The 17,615-nt window shown below is 68.9% G+C and carries 16 protein-coding genes; 6 read left to right on the top strand and 10 right to left on the bottom strand.

The window, feature by feature from the left end:
* Nucleotides 1–143 precede the first annotated feature (143 nt).
* The 3 genes from F0U63_RS17940 to F0U63_RS17930 form a co-directional block, all read right to left on the bottom strand.
* Nucleotides 144–1,097 (bottom strand): hypothetical protein, encoded by a 954-nt coding sequence (locus F0U63_RS17940; protein WP_395847138.1) that lies wholly within the window; start codon nt 1,095–1,097, stop codon nt 144–146.
* 1 nt (nt 1,098) lies between these two features.
* On the bottom strand, nt 1,099–1,506 hold the full coding sequence (locus tag F0U63_RS17935; protein ID WP_071904318.1) for a (deoxy)nucleoside triphosphate pyrophosphohydrolase: 408 nt from the start codon (nt 1,504–1,506) through the stop codon (nt 1,099–1,101).
* A 78-nt stretch (nt 1,507–1,584) separates the two neighbouring features.
* Nucleotides 1,585–2,733: a serine/threonine-protein kinase gene (locus tag F0U63_RS17930; protein WP_395847137.1), complete on the bottom strand. Its 1,149-nt coding sequence runs from the start codon at nt 2,731–2,733 to the stop codon at nt 1,585–1,587.
* A 240-nt stretch (nt 2,734–2,973) separates the two neighbouring features.
* Here F0U63_RS17930 and F0U63_RS17925 point away from each other — a divergent pair, with 240 nt between their 5' ends.
* From F0U63_RS17925 to F0U63_RS17910, 4 genes are all read left to right on the top strand, one after another.
* A complete protein-coding gene (locus tag F0U63_RS17925; RefSeq protein WP_395847136.1) occupies nt 2,974–3,393 on the top strand; it encodes a helix-turn-helix transcriptional regulator in 420 nt (139 codons plus the stop codon).
* A gap of 142 nt (nt 3,394–3,535) precedes the next feature.
* Nucleotides 3,536–4,024, top strand: a complete 489-nt coding sequence (locus F0U63_RS17920; RefSeq protein WP_395847135.1) for a cytochrome c-type biogenesis protein CcmH — start codon at nt 3,536–3,538, stop codon at nt 4,022–4,024.
* Nucleotides 4,021–4,956, top strand: coding sequence for a tetratricopeptide repeat protein (locus F0U63_RS17915; RefSeq protein WP_395847134.1), 936 nt, complete (start codon nt 4,021–4,023; stop codon nt 4,954–4,956). Before F0U63_RS17920 ends, F0U63_RS17915 begins: the two co-directional genes overlap by 4 nt.
* A gap of 118 nt (nt 4,957–5,074) precedes the next feature.
* Nucleotides 5,075–6,664 (top strand): chitinase, encoded by a 1,590-nt coding sequence (locus F0U63_RS17910; RefSeq protein ID WP_395847133.1) that lies wholly within the window; start codon nt 5,075–5,077, stop codon nt 6,662–6,664.
* A gap of 94 nt (nt 6,665–6,758) precedes the next feature.
* Here the strand turns inward: F0U63_RS17910 and F0U63_RS17905 are convergent, their stop codons facing one another.
* The 5 genes from F0U63_RS17905 to F0U63_RS17885 all read right to left on the bottom strand — a co-directional run bounded on the left by F0U63_RS17905 (nt 6,759) and on the right by F0U63_RS17885 (nt 12,519).
* On the bottom strand, nt 6,759–8,015 hold the full coding sequence (locus F0U63_RS17905) for an imm11 family protein (protein ID WP_395847132.1): 1,257 nt from the start codon (nt 8,013–8,015) through the stop codon (nt 6,759–6,761).
* A gap of 15 nt (nt 8,016–8,030) precedes the next feature.
* Nucleotides 8,031–9,371 carry an AHH domain-containing protein gene (locus F0U63_RS17900; protein ID WP_395847131.1) on the bottom strand — a complete coding sequence of 447 codons (1,341 nt, stop codon included), beginning with the start codon at nt 9,369–9,371 and terminating at the stop codon, nt 8,031–8,033.
* Between the two features lie 528 nt (nt 9,372–9,899).
* On the bottom strand, nt 9,900–10,634 hold the full coding sequence (locus F0U63_RS17895) for a hypothetical protein (RefSeq protein WP_395847130.1): 735 nt from the start codon (nt 10,632–10,634) through the stop codon (nt 9,900–9,902).
* Nucleotides 10,635–10,747: 113 nt separating this feature from the next.
* Nucleotides 10,748–11,389, bottom strand: a complete 642-nt coding sequence (locus F0U63_RS17890) for a response regulator (RefSeq protein ID WP_395847129.1) — start codon at nt 11,387–11,389, stop codon at nt 10,748–10,750.
* Nucleotides 11,386–12,519, bottom strand: a complete 1,134-nt coding sequence (locus F0U63_RS17885; protein ID WP_395847128.1) for a sensor histidine kinase — start codon at nt 12,517–12,519, stop codon at nt 11,386–11,388. Before F0U63_RS17885 ends, F0U63_RS17890 begins: the two co-directional genes overlap by 4 nt.
* A 137-nt stretch (nt 12,520–12,656) precedes the next feature.
* Between F0U63_RS17885 and F0U63_RS17880 the strand changes: the two genes are divergently transcribed.
* Complete coding sequence (locus tag F0U63_RS17880) at nt 12,657–14,345, top strand: GH3 auxin-responsive promoter family protein (protein ID WP_395847127.1); 1,689 nt, start codon at nt 12,657–12,659, stop codon at nt 14,343–14,345.
* 117 nt (nt 14,346–14,462) lie between these two features.
* Entirely contained in the window at nt 14,463–16,151 is a 1,689-nt protein-coding gene (locus F0U63_RS17875; protein ID WP_395847126.1) for a GH3 auxin-responsive promoter family protein, read from the top strand.
* 12 nt (nt 16,152–16,163) lie between these two features.
* Here the strand turns inward: F0U63_RS17875 and F0U63_RS17870 are convergent, their stop codons facing one another.
* Together F0U63_RS17870 and F0U63_RS17865 are read right to left on the bottom strand one after the other, a co-directional pair.
* Nucleotides 16,164–16,808 carry a hypothetical protein gene (locus F0U63_RS17870; RefSeq protein ID WP_395847125.1) on the bottom strand — a complete coding sequence of 215 codons (645 nt, stop codon included), beginning with the start codon at nt 16,806–16,808 and terminating at the stop codon, nt 16,164–16,166.
* 90 nt (nt 16,809–16,898) lie between these two features.
* Entirely contained in the window at nt 16,899–17,534 is a 636-nt protein-coding gene (locus F0U63_RS17865) for a hypothetical protein (RefSeq protein ID WP_395847124.1), read from the bottom strand.
* Between the last annotated feature and the right edge of the window lie 81 nt (nt 17,535–17,615).

The raw sequence follows: 17,615 nt of genomic DNA, 5'->3' as shown, positions 1-17,615 counted from the left end.
GGCAAAGATGGCCACAGCCGCCCGGCGGTCAACCCGGCATCCCGCGTACACCCCGCCAAGAAGGCTCCCGAGGTGTCACTTCCTGTCCCTTCCGCTGGGAACACTGCCGGGTAGTGGACAGTGTCCACCCCAGGACGCTCCGATCAGCGGCAGTCCACCCGGTACAGGCGTTGTCCGGCGAATTCGGAGCCAATCAGGTAGGAGCGCTCCGCGCCCGCGTCCCCGGGCAGCCAGGTGATGGCCTCGGACTGCGCCTGGCTCGCGCCGGGCACCTCGACGACCGGGCCCTGGAGCAGGTCCTCCATGCGCGAGGCCCCGGGGCGGCGCACCTCCCACACCCGGGTATAGGTGCGCAGCAGCAGGCGCTGCCCCGAGGAGTGGAGTGCCGCGGCGGTGGTGCGCCGGTCGACATTGCCCGGCGAGCGCAGCGTCCCCAGGTGCGAGGCCCTGGCCACCGAGCCCGGAGCGAGCCCCTGCAGCGCGAAGACCTCGCCCAGCGAGTCGCCCTCCTTGGTGATGAGCACCGGCCGGCCCGTGCCCGGCTCGATGACGAGGGCCTCACAGTCGTGCGCCCGGTCCGGCCAGGTGAAGGGCAGCTCCTCCACGGCCAGCGTGGCATCGGCCACCTGCTCCGGCTCGGGGAAGCGCAGGAGGCGCACCTGATCGCGGCGCTCGAAGTTGTCCCCCGTGTCGGCCAGGTACACGCACGAGCGCGCGTCTCCCGGGGCACACGGCCCCAGGGCGATGTCCTCGAGATCCATGCCCTCGGTATTGGCGCCGGTGAGCGTCAGCGTGGCGAGCGGCTTGCCCGTCTCGTCGATCGCGAAGACCTGGAACGCGTTGCCCGAGTCGTTGTGCGACCACAGCACGCCCGGATGCCGGACGCTCGCGGCGAGCCCGGACATCTCGGCGAGCACGAGCGGCACGCGGCCCACGGCCTGGGGCTCGCCATAGAGGCGGCACCCCGGCACGTCCTCGGCGGGGGCATAGCGCGAGGAGGGCGCGGCGCCGGACGCCTCCTCCAGGTTGGAGGGCTTGGGGGACCTGCAGGCCGCCAGCAGCCCCCCGAGCAGAACCAGGGCGAGGGCCCGGCGCACGTCAGGCTTCCAGACCCAGCAGCTTGGCCAGCGTCTTCGCGTCCGCGTCGGGGAACTGGTACTTCGACATGTCCTCGAGCTTCACCCAACAGTGATCATGCACGCGCAGGTGTTTGATCTCCGACTCGGGGCTGGCGAGCCGACAGCGGTACACCCGGAAGTCGATGTCATAGGAGGGATATTCGTGGTGGGTGTGCAGGGCCTGCTCCAGCACCTCCACCTCCACGCCCATCTCCTCGCGGATCTCCCGGGCGAGCGCCTCCTCGTCGGACTCGGCCTCCTCGACGCGGCCGCCAGGGAACTCCCACAACAGCGGCAGCGTCGCCTTGGGGGGACGCTGGGTGATGAGGTAGCGCCCCTCGGCGTTCTGCAGCATCGCGCCGACGACGCGGATGTGACGGCGAGCCATCTCCCGACTCCTTCTGACACCAGTAGATTAAAGAGGAAGGCGGCGGACTAGCACGGCCCGTGCCCCGGGGCCAAGGGCTCAGGGTCCTTTGGGGCCTCCCCCCCCCGGGCGCTCCTTCCCTCCCCCCCTCCCCCTGCGGGCCTCGTCCCCCGTTTCCTCCAGGTCGCCCGGTACGGGCCCCTCCAGGGCCGCCACCTCGGCCACCAGCTCGGGGCGCCCATAGCGCCATCCCTTGGACCACACATGATCCCTCATCACCCGGGCCAGCTCCGCCCCCGTGGCGAAGCGTTCCTCGCGCCGGGGGGCGAGCAGCCGGCGGAGGACGGCCCGGGGCAGCTCGGGCAGCCCCTGGATGGCGTCCTCCACCTGCTCGGAGCGCAGCTCGCGCATGCGCTTGAGCAGGTCCGCGGTGCGCGGCGCGCTCAGCTCCTCCAGGGAGCCCCAGCCCGACTCGCCCCGCGCGCGCAGCTGGCGGCCGAGCAGCTCCGCCTCGTGGCGTTGCTCGGCGTCCAGCAGGTGCCGGCCGGTGAGCAGCTGGAGGAAGACGAGCCCGAGGGAGAACAAATCCGAGCGCCCGTCGAGCTGATCCAGGTTGGCCCGCTCCGGCGAGCTGTAGGACACGTTGCCCAGGTCACTGTCACCCTCGGTGGAGATGCGCCCCTCCAGCCGGGACCAGGCCGCCCCGAAGTCCACCAGCTTCACCTCGCCCTCCCGGCCCAGGAGGATGCCCTGGGGCGTCACGTCCCGGTGGACGATGCCCAGGTGCCGCCCCCTGTCGTCCACCAGGGTGTGCGCGTAGTGCAGCCCCTCGGCGATCTCCGCCGTCACGTAGCAGGCGAACGCCTCGGAGAAGCCGCGGCCGGCGCGCTCGGCCCGGCGCATCACGTCCCCCAGGCGCTGGCCCTCGGTGTACTCCACGAAGAGCAGCGGCTCGGCCGCGCTGCCCCCGAGCATCTGCACCGCGAGGATGTTGGGGTGGCGCAGCTGCCCCGCCAGGCGCGCCTCCTCCACCAGCCGCTGGTAGTCCTCCTGGCGCACCACGCGGTTGAGCCGCTTGACCACCGTGTAGCCCCCCAGCCCCCCCGCGTAGCGCTGACGCGTGAGCAACAGCTCCCCATGGTGGCCCTGCCCCAGCGACCGCACGAGCTCGAAGCTCGCCATCCCCGTTTCGATCACCACCGGGGGGGATGGCTTGGGGGAGGGATCCGGATTCTGCCGACTCGACATGATGACGTGCTCCTTGGGGGTATCCGCCAGATGACTCCAAAGGTAAACATGCGGACCCCGAAGGACCAAGAACGATGACGCTTCCGGGGGAGCCGCCCCCCACCTACAGACCTCGAAAGTCGTACCTGACTCGCGGAATGACTCTTGAAGTCACTCTTTTTCCAGCTATCTTAGAAGTCACCCCTGGCCCGGATGCACCGGGCCGGACAGCTTCCACTCGTCTCATCAGGACCGCACGGCATGGCACTCCCACGAGGACTGGCATCGACCATCGGGACCGCGGCCCGGGCGGCTCGAGTCCGCGCCAATCTCACCCAGGAAGACGTCGCCGAGCGGGTGGGACTCGCCACCGAGGTCTACGGACGGCTGGAGCGCGGCGGGATGCTGCCGAGCGTGCCCACCTTGAAGAAGCTGTGTGAAATCCTCCGCATCCCCTCGGACGTGCTGCTGGGGCTGACGCCCGCCCAGGAGAACTTCTGGACGAAGGAGGCACCCGCCCGGCCCGCCGAGGAGCCCGTGGAGATCCGCCGTCTGGTGCGCACGGTGAAGAAGCTGGAGCCCGCCGAGTTCCGCCTGCTCAGCCTGATCGCCACCGGGCTGTTGCGCCTGCGACTCATGCGCCAGGGCCGCCCCGCCGCCGGTCCCCCCCGCCCCTCTTGAGAGGAAGAGGAGGGCGCTGACACCGGGGCTCGCGCCCGGGCAGCGGCCGGACGGCCGGGGGCCATGCCCGCCCGCCGTCCCCGGTTTCACTGGGCAACACCCGGTCCGGGACGATAGGTAGGCTCGGCCCCCAGGAATCGACATGACCGCCGCCCTCCTCTCCCTCACCCTGTTGCTCGCCGCGGGCCAGTACGCGCCCCAGCAGGCTGGAAGTGAACCCCTCGCGCCGCCCCTGGAGGCGCGCGTCCAGGTGCTCGGCAAGGAGCTGCGCTGCGCGGTGTGCCAGGGCCTGTCCGTCGCCGACAGCCCCTCCTCCATGGCGCGCGCCCAGCTCGACAAGATTCGCGAGCTGGTCACCGAGGGCAAGACGGACCAGGAGGTGCGCGACTACTTCGTCGCCCGCTATGGCGAGTGGGTGCTCCTGCAGCCCAAGGCCGAGGGCGTCAACCTGCTCGTGTGGCTGGGCCCCCTCGTGCTGCTGCTCGGCGGCGGCTTCGTCATCTACCGGCAGGTGCGGCACGCGCCCGCCCCGGCCCCCGCTCCCGCCGCGCCCACCCCCTCCAGCCCCGCCCCCTCCGACGACTCCGTGGACCCGTACCTCGCGGCCGTGCGCCGGGAGATGGATCAATGAACCCCCCCACCAACTGGACTCCTGGCCTCGCCGTGCTCGCGGTGGGTGTCATCGCCGCGGTGCTCTTCCTCCTCACCCAGCGCCGCAAGGGCGCGCCCTCCGCCCCCTCGCGCGATGACGTGCTCGAGGACCTGGAGCGGCGCTACCAGTCGCGCATCGAGCAGCTCAAGGAGCTCGCGGCGGACAAGCACGCCCTGGCGCCCGAGCGCTACGAGGCGGAGCGCTCCCGGCTGGAGCAGGAGGCCGTGGCCGCCCTGCGCGCTCGGGACGAGCACCTCAAGGCCCGCGACAAGGCGCCCGCCCCCTCCACGCCCGCCCCCGCCCCCACGGGCTTCCTGTCGCCGCAGTTCAAGGGCGCGCTGTGGGGCGGCGGCATCGTGCTGTTCTTCGGCGTGCTGGGCTACACGCTCGTGTCCGAGCAGCACCCGCGGGGCGAGAACGAGGCGGCCACGGGCCGCGTGCCTCCGGGGGCCATGGGCTCGGCGGACGCGCAGCAGCAGGGCGCGCCCCAGATGGACTCGGAGCTGCAGCAGGCTTGGGAGAAGCTGCAGAAGAATCCCGCGGACCTGGAGTCCGCGTCCATCGTGAGCCACGAGCTCATCCGCAATCAGATGTACGAGGAGGCCGAGCGCGTCACCCTGCGCGCCCTGGCGGTGGACCCGTTCAACGTGGAGCTGCGCGTGCACCAGGGCGTGCTCCTGGCCGTGCGGGGTGACGAGTCCGGCGCGCGGCGCGAGCTGCTGCGGCTGGCGGACACGTACCCGGACGCGCAGGAGGGACTGCTGTTCCTCGGCGCCCTCGCCATGAAGCAGGGCGACAAGGCCGCGGCCCTGGAGGCCTTCGAGCGCTTCGCGGTCGAGGTGCCCAGCAGCATGCACCCGCCGCCCCTGCTCGCCGCCATCCAGCAGCTGCGCTCCGAGCTGGGTCGCTAGGCTTGGCCCACGCCGGTCCGAGTCCCGACAGTCGGGACAAGGCCGAGAGTGGGCACTGACCCGAAAAAATGGGGGCCCGTCTCTCTCTCCTCGGTATTTCCATCCGAGGAGTGTGGACATGGCCGTTTCACCCCGGCAGAGCGCATCCCGCTCAGGGTTTCTTTGTCTCTTCGCCATCGCGGTGCTGGGTCTGGTGCCCGCGCTGGCCCAGGCCGCGGATCGCGGTGCCTGGGCGCCGAACGTCAGCTACGCGGTGAGCGACATCGTGACGTATGGCGGCAAGGGCTATGACTGCCGTCAAAACCATACGTCACTGATTGGCTGGGAGCCACCCAATGTCCCGGCCCTGTGGTTGGAGCGCACGGGCACCCCGCCGCCGACGGATACGCAGGCGCCCTCGGCGCCCACGGGACTGACCTCCCCGGGCAAGACGTCCAACAGCGTGTCGCTCACGTGGACGGGCTCCACGGACAACGTGGGCGTCACCGGCTACGAGGTGTCCTTCAGCGGCGGTGGCGTGTCCGGGGCCGCCACCAGCACCACGACGAGCGCGACGGTGTCCGGGCTCGCGGCCAACACCACGTACACCTTCACCGTGAAGGCCCGCGACGCCGCCGGCAACCGCTCCGCGGCCAGCTCCGCCTACAGCACCACCACGTCCCCGGTGACGGATCCCCCTCCGCCCCCTCCCCCGGGTGACGTCCCCAGCAAGATCCTCGTCGGCTACTGGCACAACTTCGACAACGGCTCGGGCTTCATCCGGCTGCGCAATGTCTCCACCAAGTGGGACGTCATCAACGTCTCCTTCGCCGAGCCGACCAATGGCTCCACCGGCGGCACCATCGGCTTCACGCCCTACGGCACCTCCGAGGCGGACTTCAAGGCGGACGTCGCCTACCTCAAGAGCCTGGGCAAGAAGGTCATCATCTCCATCGGCGGCGCCAACGGCCAGGTCCGCCTGGAGACGACCGCGGCGCGCGATGCCTTCGTCAACTCCATGCGCTCCATCATCGAGAAGTACGGCTTCGATGGCATGGACATCGACTTCGAGGGGCACTCGCTGTCCATCAACCCCGGGGACGCGGACTTCAAGAACCCGAAGACGCCCGTGGTGGTCAACCTCATCTCCGCCATCCGCAGCCTGCGCGCCCACTTCGGCACGAAGTTCCTGCTCACCATGGCGCCCGAGACGTTCTTCGTGCAGCTCGGCTACGCGTTCTACGGCGGCACCTGCTCCGGCTGTGACACCCGCGCTGGCGCCTACCTGCCCGTGCTCTACGCCGTGCGCGACATCCTGAGCTGGATCCAGGTCCAGGACTACAACTCCGGCCCCATCACCGGGCTCGACGACCAGTACCACAACATGGGCAACGCGGACTTCCACGTGGCCATGACGGACATGCTGCTCACGGGCTTCCCCGTGGGGCGCAACGCGAGCAATGTCTTCCCCGCGCTCCGTCCGGATCAGGTGGTCATCGGCCTGCCCGCCAATGGCAACGCGGGTGGCGGCTACACGACGCCCGCCGAGGTCCAGCGCGCCGTGGACGCCCTCGTCAAGGGCACCTCCATTGGCACGTACACCGTGCGCAGCTCGCCCGCCAACAACAAGAGCTTCCGCGGCCTCATGTCCTGGTCGGTGAACTGGGATGCCTTCGCCAACTACGAGTTCACCAACAGCCACCGCCCCTACCTGGACGCGCTGAAGTAGGCGTTGAAACCAGGGCGGGCCCGGCTCCGGGCCCGCCCTGAAGCAAAGACAGTCGCCGGGGTGCCCGCGCCCGAAGGTGCTTCCGGTGTACCGGCTACACCACCGCTTGCCGACTGGCGCGAGAGACGTGTTCTTCCCCGGTTTCGGCGAAGCGCCGCGCCAGCTCGTCCATGCCCTGGGTGCCGCGCTTCGACACGTATTCCAGCTCCGCGGGCAGCAGCGCCTTGACGGTGACGAGCCGCACGTCGCCAAACGGTGTGGGAAACTGCCTTGGCAATGTGAGTGACTCCAAGCCGAGCAGCACGCCCACGCACCCCTCCGTGGTCACGAGGGAGGAGGGCATGCCCGTCGCCGCCACCTCCAGCACGAGAAGGCCCGCCTTGGCCCTCTCCCGAAGGTGCTCGTGGGCCACCACCTCCTTGGAGACTCGCTTCAGCAGCAGGTAGGGCCAGCATTGCCCGATGGCGTCGCGGGGCACCTCGATTGCGTCCGTCTCCAAGGCGAGTTCCAGGCCAAATCCCACGGAGGGCTCCAAACGCGAGATGAAGGGGTCCGAGAGGCCCTCGGAGACGAGAAGCAGGCGCCCTGCCTCCCGATGGATGAGGCCCCAATCCTGCCGGTGTCCTGGCCATTCGTAGCAAATGGCCCCGGGGGCAACGGTCAGTTCGTCAAGAGCGCCGAGCGACTTCCAGGCCACGCGTCGGGCGGCAGGAGGGGGCTCCAGAAGCTCACGGCACTTCCGCTTATAAGCACGCTCCTCGTCGCTGATGGGACCGGGCCCGGTGACTTCCCTGAACTTCAGCCCCGTGGCGCCGGTGCGCTCGAGGGCGTCCTTCACTTCCTCGGCGACGAGCAGAGCGGCTGGATATCCCCAGGGCCGGAAGATCTTGGCATCACCCACTTTGGACGGGTCAATCCGCATGCCGTAAACGGACAGATAATATCCAAGCTTGTCGGGCAGGTTGTCTTCGGGTTCCCCGTAGCGCACTTCCTCCGAGGCGGCTTCATCAATGCACCTCACCAGACGCGCGGCATTGACGAGGAAGTACGGCTCTGGCCGCGTATCCACATCGACGGGGTAGAACTGGACGTCGCCAGGAGCCAATTCGGCCAGAGTACTGGCGACCTTTTCGGTGACCACGGGAAAATCCCCCGCGTCCGCCAACGAGTAATCCAATGGGCTGCCTGGATGGAGGATGGGAACCCGCAGGCGACCGTCGAAACGAATGGGGGCGTTGTTGAGGTACAGCCGCGGTCCCACCTTCTTTCCGTGGGCATCCAAGGTGTCGTGGAGCACCCAACGCTCCGGGCTGCTCATGTCTTCGTCCAGCGCGAAATACCTCTTCGACATATCGCTCTCCTAACCTCAATCGGTTCGGGTGACGAGCTTGTTGAGCTTGGAACCTGCCTCCTTGAGTTCCGTAGCCAGCCGCTTCAATTCCCGGGTGAGGGCCGTCCGACACTGCTCCGTAGTCTCGCAGCGCTTGACTGCCTTCCCAAGCCGTTGAAAGACCTCCTGATGGTACTCCTCGGGATGAGGGCCCTTGTGTCCCGGGATGGGTATTTTGTTGGCCGGGTCTTCCATGGACATGCCGGCCTTGTCGAAGAACTCCTTGAGCTTCGGCGTCCAGGGCCCGCCACGCGCGGGCGACTTCTCGTTCTCCACGGTGGCGATGTGGTGAACGGGGCCCTCCTCCTGCATGAAGAGGATGGCACCCGAGCCCGCGGGGAGAGTGAGCGCGAGCTTGCCTTCCACCACGGACACCGACGTCGCCTCGGAGGCCGCCACGGGCAGGCGGATGCGGCCCACCGTGGCGGCGTTCCGCACCGCCTGGGGGAAACCCGGCAGCCCGCTCCCCGTCATGGCCTCCTTGCCCTTGGCGCCCGCCTTCCAGGTGGCCAGGAGGATGAGGACACTCAGGGTGTTGGGTCCGAGCACCTGGGCGTACCGCTTGCTCGCATCGCGTAGCTCGTGGAACGTGCTGGCGGCCTTCGCCTCGTCCCAGAGGTCCTTCGTGGCGGAAATCAATCCCCAGAGTTCATGGCCCAGATAGCCCCAGAGGAAGAGGGTCATCGCCAGGGCGAGACCTTTAGAGATGGGCTCTGGTGCCATGAGCACCACGAGGTAAAGGGAGAGGCCCGTGAGGAGCGTCGTCATGGCGTGCGCGGAGAAGTCCTGGAGGACGCCCGTGGCCGCTTCCACCGCGGGAATAAGAGCGAGGCTGAGGGCCAGCGCGAACCTGTCCCGGTGACTCAAGGTGGTATCACCAGGCCCCTCTCCCATGAACCAGAAGCAGTCGCCCGGAGAGCCCCGCCGCTCGCACAGGCGCGCGTAGCCGCCTTCGACACTGGAGTCCGCCGCGCCACTCGGCGGCCAGGAGGCCAGTACCAGGCGGCCCGCCAACGGCCTGGTGGGGCGGGGGGCTACCCGCAGGGGAACCTCCAGAACGAGCTGGGTGAAGGCTGCGCGAAACTCCGTGTCCGACACCTGGACGGGCGCGAAGTCGCTGCTGGGTGCGAGGGTGACGGACTCCTTGGGGGCTGGTGGGGGCGTGAGCGAGCTGTAGCGGTAGCCCACGAGGAAGCCGCCCCGAGGGGCGCTCGTGGCGCAGGCGGATTGGAGGAAGAGGATGAGGAGAAACCAACCGCCCAACAGGGAGCGCAGCCAAGCGCCAGGGGGGCGCGAGCCAGCACGACGGGTGGACACGGCGCACCTCCGAGGCGACGTGGCCTGTAGTCCGTCGCTCTGGAACTACACGGAAACGCGGGTGCGCCCGTCAAGCCGACGGGTTGGGCAGATGTTGGAGAATGCAACAGGTAAGTTTCAGGCGCTGCACCACCAATCGCGAGGCAGTGCTACGGGAACGCCCTGTTGTCCAGGATACAAGACCGGAGTCCGCCCGACCCGCCCTACTCTGCCTCATGTCCTGGTCGGTGAACTGGGATGCCTTCGCCAACTACGAGTTCACCAACAGCCACCGCCCCTACCTGGACGCGCTGAAGTAGGCGTTGAAACCAGGGCGGGCCTGGCTCCGGGCCCGCCCTGCCTCAATGACACCCCAGCTCCATCCCGCGCAGAACGGCCTGGGTGTGGTCCCGGCCCCCCCCCATCTTGGCGCGGATACTGGGCCGCACTCACCGCGTTGCGAGCCCAGGTGCGGCAAACAACGCCATCCCGAACACGAGGAGCTGACCCCAGGAATCCAAGTCTTCACAAGACCACGCTCAGGTGCTGTCAGGAGGGCGGGGCACCGAGGGTCCGGAGGAAATCTTCCACCGTGGTGGAGGGATGGAGGATGAGGAAGTAGTTGTCGCCGGAGACGGAGACTTGCTCGGCCACCAGGATGGAGCGGCACCAGAGCGAGAATTCAGCGCAGTCGCGCGGCTCCCCTGTGAAGTCGAGGCCAGGTACCGGGCGGAAGAGGGAGCCGGTCAGGGTGGAGTGCTTCATCTGCACCTGGAAGGAAGCAGGCCTGGACTCGTCGCGCTCCGTCTTGAGTTGAACCTGAGCGCTGGGCCAACGAAGAAGCAGGAGTCGAGCGAACTCGTGGGCAGTCAGTGTCCATTGAGGCCTGGCGATGAGAGAATAGTTCTTCCACCCGGGGGGAGGAGGGACGTAGTCGAACAAGCGGAAGATGTCGGAAGACGAGGTGTCAGGCCGCAAGTCGAGCTGGCTGCTCCCCCCCTCGTCACAGAAGAGGAGGCGCTCGGCATCGGGGACAAAGGAGCGAACCCAAAGCGAGAACTCAGCGATGTCGCGAATGTCCGCGCTGAAGGGGATGCACTCACCATCCCGGTGCATGGCGCCGTGGAGCGTGGAATGAGCCATGGGCAGCTCGAACTCGAAGCAAGAGATGCTCTCGAGATTCGTCTCCTGGAAGATGGCGCCGGACCAACGTGCGAGCAGCCTCCGGGTGAGCTCCCCGGCGGAGAATCGCCAATCCGAAAGAATGATGAGGAAGTACTTCATGGAGCCGTCCCTCCCGTGATGAGGCGGACTCTTCCCGGAATGTCGAGCCGCTTCATACCCCCGCCAGCCCGAGAGCGAACGAGCGGCACAGCTTCTCCGAGGCAGCTCCCCCCTCAAAGACAGCCCAGCTCCATCCCGCGGAGCACGGCCTGGGTGCGATCCCGCACCCCCAGCTTGGCGAGGATGTTGGACGTCTGGTTCTTCACCGTGCCCTCGGCGGTGCCCAGCGCCTCGGCGATCTCCCGGTTGCTCAGGCCCCGGGCGATGAGGCGCAGCACCTCCAACTCCCGGCGGGTGAGCGCCTCCGGGTGCTCCGCCGAGGGGAAGTCCCGCGGCAGCTCCGCGACTCCACGCGACACCTGCCCGGGCAGCCCGGGCGGGGGCAACGTCTCCCCGTTCGCCACCCGATGGAGCGCCTCGGCGAGCTGATCGCGCGTCACGTCCTTGAGCAGGAAGCCCTGGACCCCCACGCGCAGCGCCTCCCGCAGCACCGCGTCCTCGTCGAACGTGGTGAGCAACACCACGCGCCGGTGCGGCTCCGTGCGCCGTAGCGCGCGCAGCGCCTCCAGTCCACTCATCCGCGGCATCCGCACGTCCATCAACACGATGTCCGGGTTCAGCTCGGCCACGAGCCGCAGGGCCTCGTTCCCATCGGCCGCCTCCCCGACAATCCGCAGGTCCGGGGTGAGATCCAACAGACTGCGAATGCCCTCGCGCACCAGCGCATGGTCATCCGCCAGGACGATGCGGATCATCCCTGGGCACCTCGCGTGGGCAGCCACGCCACCAGCTCCACGCCCCGCCGGGCCGCCAGACGCCACTCCAGGCTTCCGCCGAGCTGGGTGAAGCGCTCGCGCATGCCCGTGAGTCCCGCGCCGGGCTCGAGCGCCGTCGCGCCCACGCCGTCATCCCTCGCGTGAAGCCGGAGCGCGCCCTCCCGGGTGGAGACGACGTCGATCCACAGGTGGTGCGCGGAGGCATGGCGCAGCGTATTGGTGATGACCTCCTGGACACAGCGCATCAAGCAATGGGCCGCCGCGGGCTCGGTGACGGAGAGCCCCTCCGGTACCTGCAGATGCACCTCGAGCCCGGGCACCTCGCGCGCCAGATCGGCCAGCGCCGGTCCGAGCTGGAGCGGTCCCTCGCGCAGGGAGGACACCACCTCGCGCACCTCGCGCAGCAGCGTCCGGGAGACCTTCTGGGCCCGGCGCACGTGCTCGAGCCCCGGACCCTCCACGGAATGCGAGGCCGCCTCGATGTTGAGCGAGAGGGCCGTGAGGTGGTGGCCGAGCGAGTCGTGCAGCTCCCGCGCGATGCGCAGCCGCTCCTGTTCGCGCTCCCGCTCGGCGAGCAACGCCTGGGCGGCCTCGAGCCGCGCATGCAGCCGGGCCAGTTCCCGGCGCCCGTTCAGCTCGCGCTGCTGGATGTGGGCCGCGGTGGCGGTGAACACCAGCAGGCCCGCGTAGCCGGCCGCCGACGCCAGCGCATCCAGGGGCGGGTACAGCACGAGGTAGACGGCCAGGCTCGCGAGGACCAGCCCCGAGCACCCCAGGACGGTGGAGCGCGAGGACAGGAACATGGGCGCCTGTCCGGAGATGATGGAGAGCAGCGCCCCCTCGAAGCCCGAGGTGCCGGTGGCGATCACCGCCAGCGCCGCGACCGTCTGGGCACCCAGAAGCAGTACCGCATGACGGCCATCCCCTCGCACGTTGAGCCAGAACGCCGCGCCAAATGAGCCGAAGGCGACGAACCACACGAGCACGGCAGCGCTGGTCAGATGCTGGGGCGTGAAGTCCATCACCACGAGTCCCTGCGCTCCCACCACGCTCCAGGCGAGGAGCGCGGCGACGAACAAGAGTGGGTGGAAGACCGGGGGCGACCGCATGGGGGGCGCCCAGTCTACGAGCCCCGGCCCCCCAGGTCATCGCGAGAAGCCGCGTTCAGGATGTCAGGAGGCAACCAGGGCTCGTGGAGAAAGGCCAGGGTTGCTTCCGGGAGGGCGTCGTGGGTATCAGGCGCACCATGTCCTCCACCCCCTGGCTCCTCAGTCTCGCCAGCCACCTCACGAGGGCCGCGGGTCGTCGCGGTAAGCAGGACTTCGCCGAGCAGGCGCGCCACGCCGCGCGCGTGAACGCGGACACGCTGCGCGCCATCCTCCACCACAACCAGGACACGGACTTCGGCCGGCGCCATGGCTTCGCCTCGCTGCGCACCGTGGAGGACTTCCAGCGCGCCCTGCCCGTCAGCACCTACGAGCCCTTCCAGCCCTACATGGAGCGCATCGCCCGCGGCGAGCAGAACGTGCTCACCGCCGACCGGGTGGAATACCTGGGCATCACCTCGGGCACCACCGGCCAGAACAAGCTGCTCCCCGTGACCCAACCCCACCTGCGGCACCTGCAGCGCGCGAGCACGATCGGCCTCGCCGTGGTGGCCGAGCAGGTACCGGCCGCCCAGCATCCCCTGCGGGGCATGATCCTCATGAACGCCGAGCTCCACGAGCGCTCCGAGGGTGGACTGCTGATGGGCGCGCTCGCCGCCATCGCCACCCAGTCCCTGGGCCGCGCCGCGTCCTTCGCGCTCACCTCGCCATCAGATGCCTTCTCCATGCGCTCGCACGCCGATGCGCTCTACCTGCATCTGCTCTTCGGCCTGCGCGAGCGCAAGCTCGGCTACATCATGGCCCCCTTCGCCACGGGGCTGCTGGACATGGTGCACCTGCTGGAGCAGCGCTGGCAGGACCTGATGGAGGACCTCTCCCTCGGCGTGGTGCGCCCGGCACTCGACCTGGAGCCGAAGCAGCACCGCCGCCTCCAGTCCCGCCTGAGCCCCGACCCCGAGCGCGTCCGCGAGCTGACCCAGGCGCGCGAACAGGGTCCCCACGGCCTCTTGCGCCGGCTGTGGCCCGGGCTCGCCTTCGCCACCTCCATCACCGGGGCCAGCTTCTCCCTCTACACCCAGCAGCTCGCCCCCTACCTCGAGGGCGTGCCCCTCTACCCCGCCAACTACGTCAGCACCGAAGGGGTCCTGGGCGTGGCACTCGAGCTCGAGCGCGCCGTCTACTGCCTCCTGGTGGGCGCGGCCTTCTTCGAGTTCATCCCCGAGCAGGAGCTGGACGCGGAGTCGCCCCGGACCCTGCTGCCCGAACAGCTCGTGGAGGGCGAGGCCTACGAGCTGGTGCTCACGACCCAGGCGGGCTTGTACCGCTACCGCCTGGGGGACGTGGTGCGCATCGTGGGCCGCTACCATGAAGCGCCGTTGATGGAGTTCCTCTACCGGCGTGGCGCGCTGCTCAACCTCCTGGGGGAGAAGACCTCGGAGCACGCCGCGCGCCTCGCCCTGGAAGAGGCGCTGGCCACCGAGGGGCTCTTGCCCGCCGACTACAGCGTGGTGGAGGAGACCGAGTCCTTCCCCAGGCGCTATGCCTTCTTCGTCGAGCTCCAGGGCGCCGGGCGGCCCCATCAGGAGCCGGAGCGGCTGAACCGGGCGCTGGAAGAGGCGCTGTGCCGGACCAATCCCGCCTACGAGCTGAACCGCCGCACCGAGCGGCTGGGCCCTACCCTGCTGCACCGGGTGGAGTCCGGCACCTTCCAGGCCCTGCGCGACGTGCTCGTGCGGCGCGGCGCCTCGCCCACCCAGGTCAAGGTGCCCCGGGTGGTGCGGGACGCGGAGTTGCAGGGCCTGCTGCGCCAGCGCCGCGTCACGGGCTGAACGCCCGGGCGGCGCGCCCCCTCTTGAAGTAGTTGTTCAGGATGCCAGGAGCCCACCTGGGCTCGTGGAAAACGGCCAGGGTTGCCTCCGCGCATGCGCCATGGGATCAGGCGCCCCATGTCCTCCCTACCCTGGATTCCCAGTCTTTTCAGCCATTTCATGCGCGCCGCGGGTCATCGCGGCAAACAGCGGTTCATCGAGCAGACACGTCACGTCGCGCGAGTGAACGCGGACACGCTGCGGGCCATCCTCCACCACAACCGGGACACGGACTTCGGCCGACGCCATGGCTTCGCCTCGCTGCGCACCGTGGAGGACTTCCAGCGCGCCCTGCCGGTCAGCACCTACGAGCCCTTCCGGCCCTACATGGAGCGCATCGCCCGCGGCGAGCAGAACGTGCTCACCGCCGACCGGGTGGAGTACCTGGGCATCACCTCGGGCACCACCGGCCAGCGCAAGCTGCTCCCCGTGACCCGGCCCCACCTGGAGAACATGCGGCGCATCATGATGATTGGCCGCGCCGTGGTGACCGAGAAAGTACCGGCCGCCCAGCGTCCCGCTCGCGCCATGATCCTCATGAACGCCGTGCTCCGCGAGCGCTCCGAGGGAGGACTGCTGATGGGCGCGCTCACCGCCATCTCCACCCATTCGATGGGCCGCGCCGCGTCCTTCGCGTTCACCTCGCCGCCGGAGGCCTTCCGCCTGCGCAAGCACGCCGATGCGCTCTACCTGCACCTGCTCTTCGGCCTGCGCGAGCGGGAACTCGGCACCCTCATGGCCCCCTTCGCCTCGGGGCTGCTGGACCTGGTGCACCTGCTGGAGCGGCGCGGGCAGGATCTGGTGGACGACATCGCCCGCGGGGTGCTGCGCCCGGAACTCGATCTGGAGCCGGAGCAGCGCCGCCACATCCAGTCCCGCCTGCGCCCCGACCCCGAGCGCGCCCGCGAGGTCGCCCAGGTGCTCGAGCAGGGTCCTCACGGCCTCTTGCGCCGGCTGTGGCCCCGGCTCGCCTATGTCTCCTCCATCACCGGGGCCAGCTTCTCCCTCTACACCCGGCAGCTCACGCCCTACCTCGAGGGCGTGCCCTTGAATGCCGCCAGCTACGTCAGCACCGAAGGGGTCCTGGGCGTGCCACTCGAACTCGAGCAGGCCGTCTATTGCCTCCTGGTGGGCGCGGCCTTCTTCGAGTTCATCCCCGAGCAGGATCTGGACGCGGAGTCCCCCCGGACCCTGCTGCCCGAGCAGCTCGTGGAGGGCGAGGCCTACGAGCTGGTGCTCACGACCCAGGCGGGCCTCTACCGCTACCGCCTGGGAGACGTGGTGCGCATCGTGGGCCACTGCAATCAAGCGCCGTTGATGGAGTTCCTCTACCGGCGCGGCGCGCTGCTCAACCTCATGGGGGAGAAGACCTCGGAGCACGCCGCGCGCCTCTCGCTGGAGCAGGCGCTGGTCACCGAGGGGCTCTTGCCCGCCGACTACAGCGTGGTGGAGGAGACGGAGACCCTGCCCGGACGCTATGCCTTCTTCGTCGAGCTCCAGGAAGGCGCGCGGCCCCAGGGGGAGCCGGAGCAGCTGAACCGGGCGCTGGAAGAGGCGCTGTGCCGGACCAATCCCTTCTACGAGGTGATCCGCCGCTCCGAGCGCCTGGGCCCCGCCCAGTTGCACCGGGTGGAGTCCGGCACCTTCCAGGCCCTGCGTGACGTGCTCGTGCGGCGCGGGGCCTCGCCCACCCAGGTCAAGGTGCCCCGGGTGGTGCGGGACGCGGAGCTGCAGGGCCTGCTGCGGCAGCACCGCGTCACGGGCTGAAGCCCGCCCCACTCAGTAGGTGACGATCTGGGGCGGCTGCTGGGTCGAGCCGAAGAAGTCAGGGTAGGTGGCGACGAAGCGGCTGCCCTGCACGATCGGGTACGGCCAGGGAACGGTCGCGGGATCCTGCGTGATCGAGTTGCCAACCAAGGTGCCATTCACCTCGAGGTAGCCGGGGTAGAGGGTGAGTCCCTGCAGGTTGGCCTCGCCCGGGCCCCCGGCTCCACCATTCTCCGGCACGAAATTCGCCTGCAGACCCGCCACCCGCACGGAGCCCATCGTGCTCGGGTCCAGACGGTGGACGCGGAGGCGGATCGAGTTACCGTAGCCCCGGTAATACTCTCCAAAGGAATAGGCCGCCGCGAGTCCCTCGGCATTGGCCGAGATCGCGATCCGCGGCGAGAGCTTCGAGGTCGCCAACTGGACGGTCCTCGGCGTCAGCGAGCAGGTGCCAGGCGAAACCACCTCGCTCTGGACGGAGATTCTGTAGAGGGGCACCGGGTACGGATAGTCCGGATCCACGTCCTGCCGGACCTTGATCGAATAATCACAGCCCTGCCAGGACACCCGGGCCTCTTTGACGACGGGCAGCTCGGCCCGGGCCGGTGAAGCGAGCAGTGCGACAATCCCAACGGCAATCGTTCCAACCATGCGCATGAGTACGGCCTCCACTGGGGTAGGGCCGCGGACTCTACTCCTCCCGGCCGACTTGAGGAGAAACCGGCCGGGAGGAAGTGACGGGGAACCCTAGTAGGTGACGATCTGGGGCGGCTGCAGCGTCGCGCCAAAGAAGTCAGAATAGATGGCGACGAAGTGATTGCCCTGCGCGAGCGGGGGCGGCCAGCTGGTCGCGGGCACATTCGACGAGATCGCATTCGTCGACCCGTCCAAGAAGCCATGCACTTCGAGGGAGCCCGGGTAGAGGGTAAGCCAGTTCAGGGAGAAGGGGCTCGGGAACCACGGTCCAGTCCCCGACAGCCAAACCCCCTCCAGCTCCGCCACCTTCACGGAGCCCAAGGTGCTCGGGTTCAGATGGTGGATGCGGAGGAGATTCCGGCCCCACGAGAACCGGGCGTACTCTTCATAGGAGTAGGCAATCGCGAGCCCCTCGGCACTGGCCGCGATCGCGATCCGCGGCTCGCTCACCGAGTCCACCAACTCGACGGTCCTGGGCGTCAACGAACAGGTGGCAGGCGAATCCACCGCGCTCTGGAGCGAGACGCTGTAGCGAGTATCGGCGTACGGATCATCCCCCTCGAGTACCATGATCGTATAAGCACAGCCCTGCCAGTACACCCGCTCCCAGCTGATGACAGAATCGGCCCGGGCCGGTGAAGCGAGCAGTGCGACAATCCCAACGGCAATCGTTCCAACCATGCGCATGAGTGCGGCCTCCACTGGGGTAAGGCCACGGATTCTATGCGACTCGGGGTGAGAATCGCACGCGCCGGAAGTCACGTGGGC

The organism is Cystobacter fuscus (genome assembly GCF_044360685.1).
Lineage (GTDB): Bacteria > Myxococcota > Myxococcia > Myxococcales > Myxococcaceae > Cystobacter > Cystobacter fuscus_C.
This window is presented reverse-complemented; position numbering and strand designations above follow the sequence as displayed.

Bases quoted from the DNA above. Each gene is read 5' to 3' on its own strand.
- F0U63_RS17935 (WP_071904318.1), bottom strand. From the start codon at position 1,506: ATGGCTCGCCGTCACATCCGCGTCGTCGGCGCGATGCTGCAGAACGCC.
- F0U63_RS17930 (WP_395847137.1), bottom strand. From the start codon at position 2,733: ATGTCGAGTCGGCAGAATCCGGATCCCTCCCCCAAGCCATCCCCCCCG.
- F0U63_RS17925 (WP_395847136.1), top strand. From the start codon at position 2,974: ATGGCACTCCCACGAGGACTGGCATCGACCATCGGGACCGCGGCCCGG.
- F0U63_RS17920 (WP_395847135.1), top strand. From the start codon at position 3,536: ATGACCGCCGCCCTCCTCTCCCTCACCCTGTTGCTCGCCGCGGGCCAG.
- F0U63_RS17915 (WP_395847134.1), top strand. From the start codon at position 4,021: ATGAACCCCCCCACCAACTGGACTCCTGGCCTCGCCGTGCTCGCGGTG.
- F0U63_RS17910 (WP_395847133.1), top strand. From the start codon at position 5,075: ATGGCCGTTTCACCCCGGCAGAGCGCATCCCGCTCAGGGTTTCTTTGT.
- F0U63_RS17905 (WP_395847132.1), bottom strand. From the start codon at position 8,015: ATGTCGAAGAGGTATTTCGCGCTGGACGAAGACATGAGCAGCCCGGAG.
- F0U63_RS17895 (WP_395847130.1), bottom strand. From the start codon at position 10,634: ATGAAGTACTTCCTCATCATTCTTTCGGATTGGCGATTCTCCGCCGGG.
- F0U63_RS17890 (WP_395847129.1), bottom strand. From the start codon at position 11,389: ATGATCCGCATCGTCCTGGCGGATGACCATGCGCTGGTGCGCGAGGGC.
- F0U63_RS17885 (WP_395847128.1), bottom strand. From the start codon at position 12,519: ATGCGGTCGCCCCCGGTCTTCCACCCACTCTTGTTCGTCGCCGCGCTC.
- F0U63_RS17880 (WP_395847127.1), top strand. From the start codon at position 12,657: ATGTCCTCCACCCCCTGGCTCCTCAGTCTCGCCAGCCACCTCACGAGG.
- F0U63_RS17875 (WP_395847126.1), top strand. From the start codon at position 14,463: ATGTCCTCCCTACCCTGGATTCCCAGTCTTTTCAGCCATTTCATGCGC.
- F0U63_RS17870 (WP_395847125.1), bottom strand. From the start codon at position 16,808: ATGCGCATGGTTGGAACGATTGCCGTTGGGATTGTCGCACTGCTCGCT.
- F0U63_RS17865 (WP_395847124.1), bottom strand. From the start codon at position 17,534: ATGCGCATGGTTGGAACGATTGCCGTTGGGATTGTCGCACTGCTCGCT.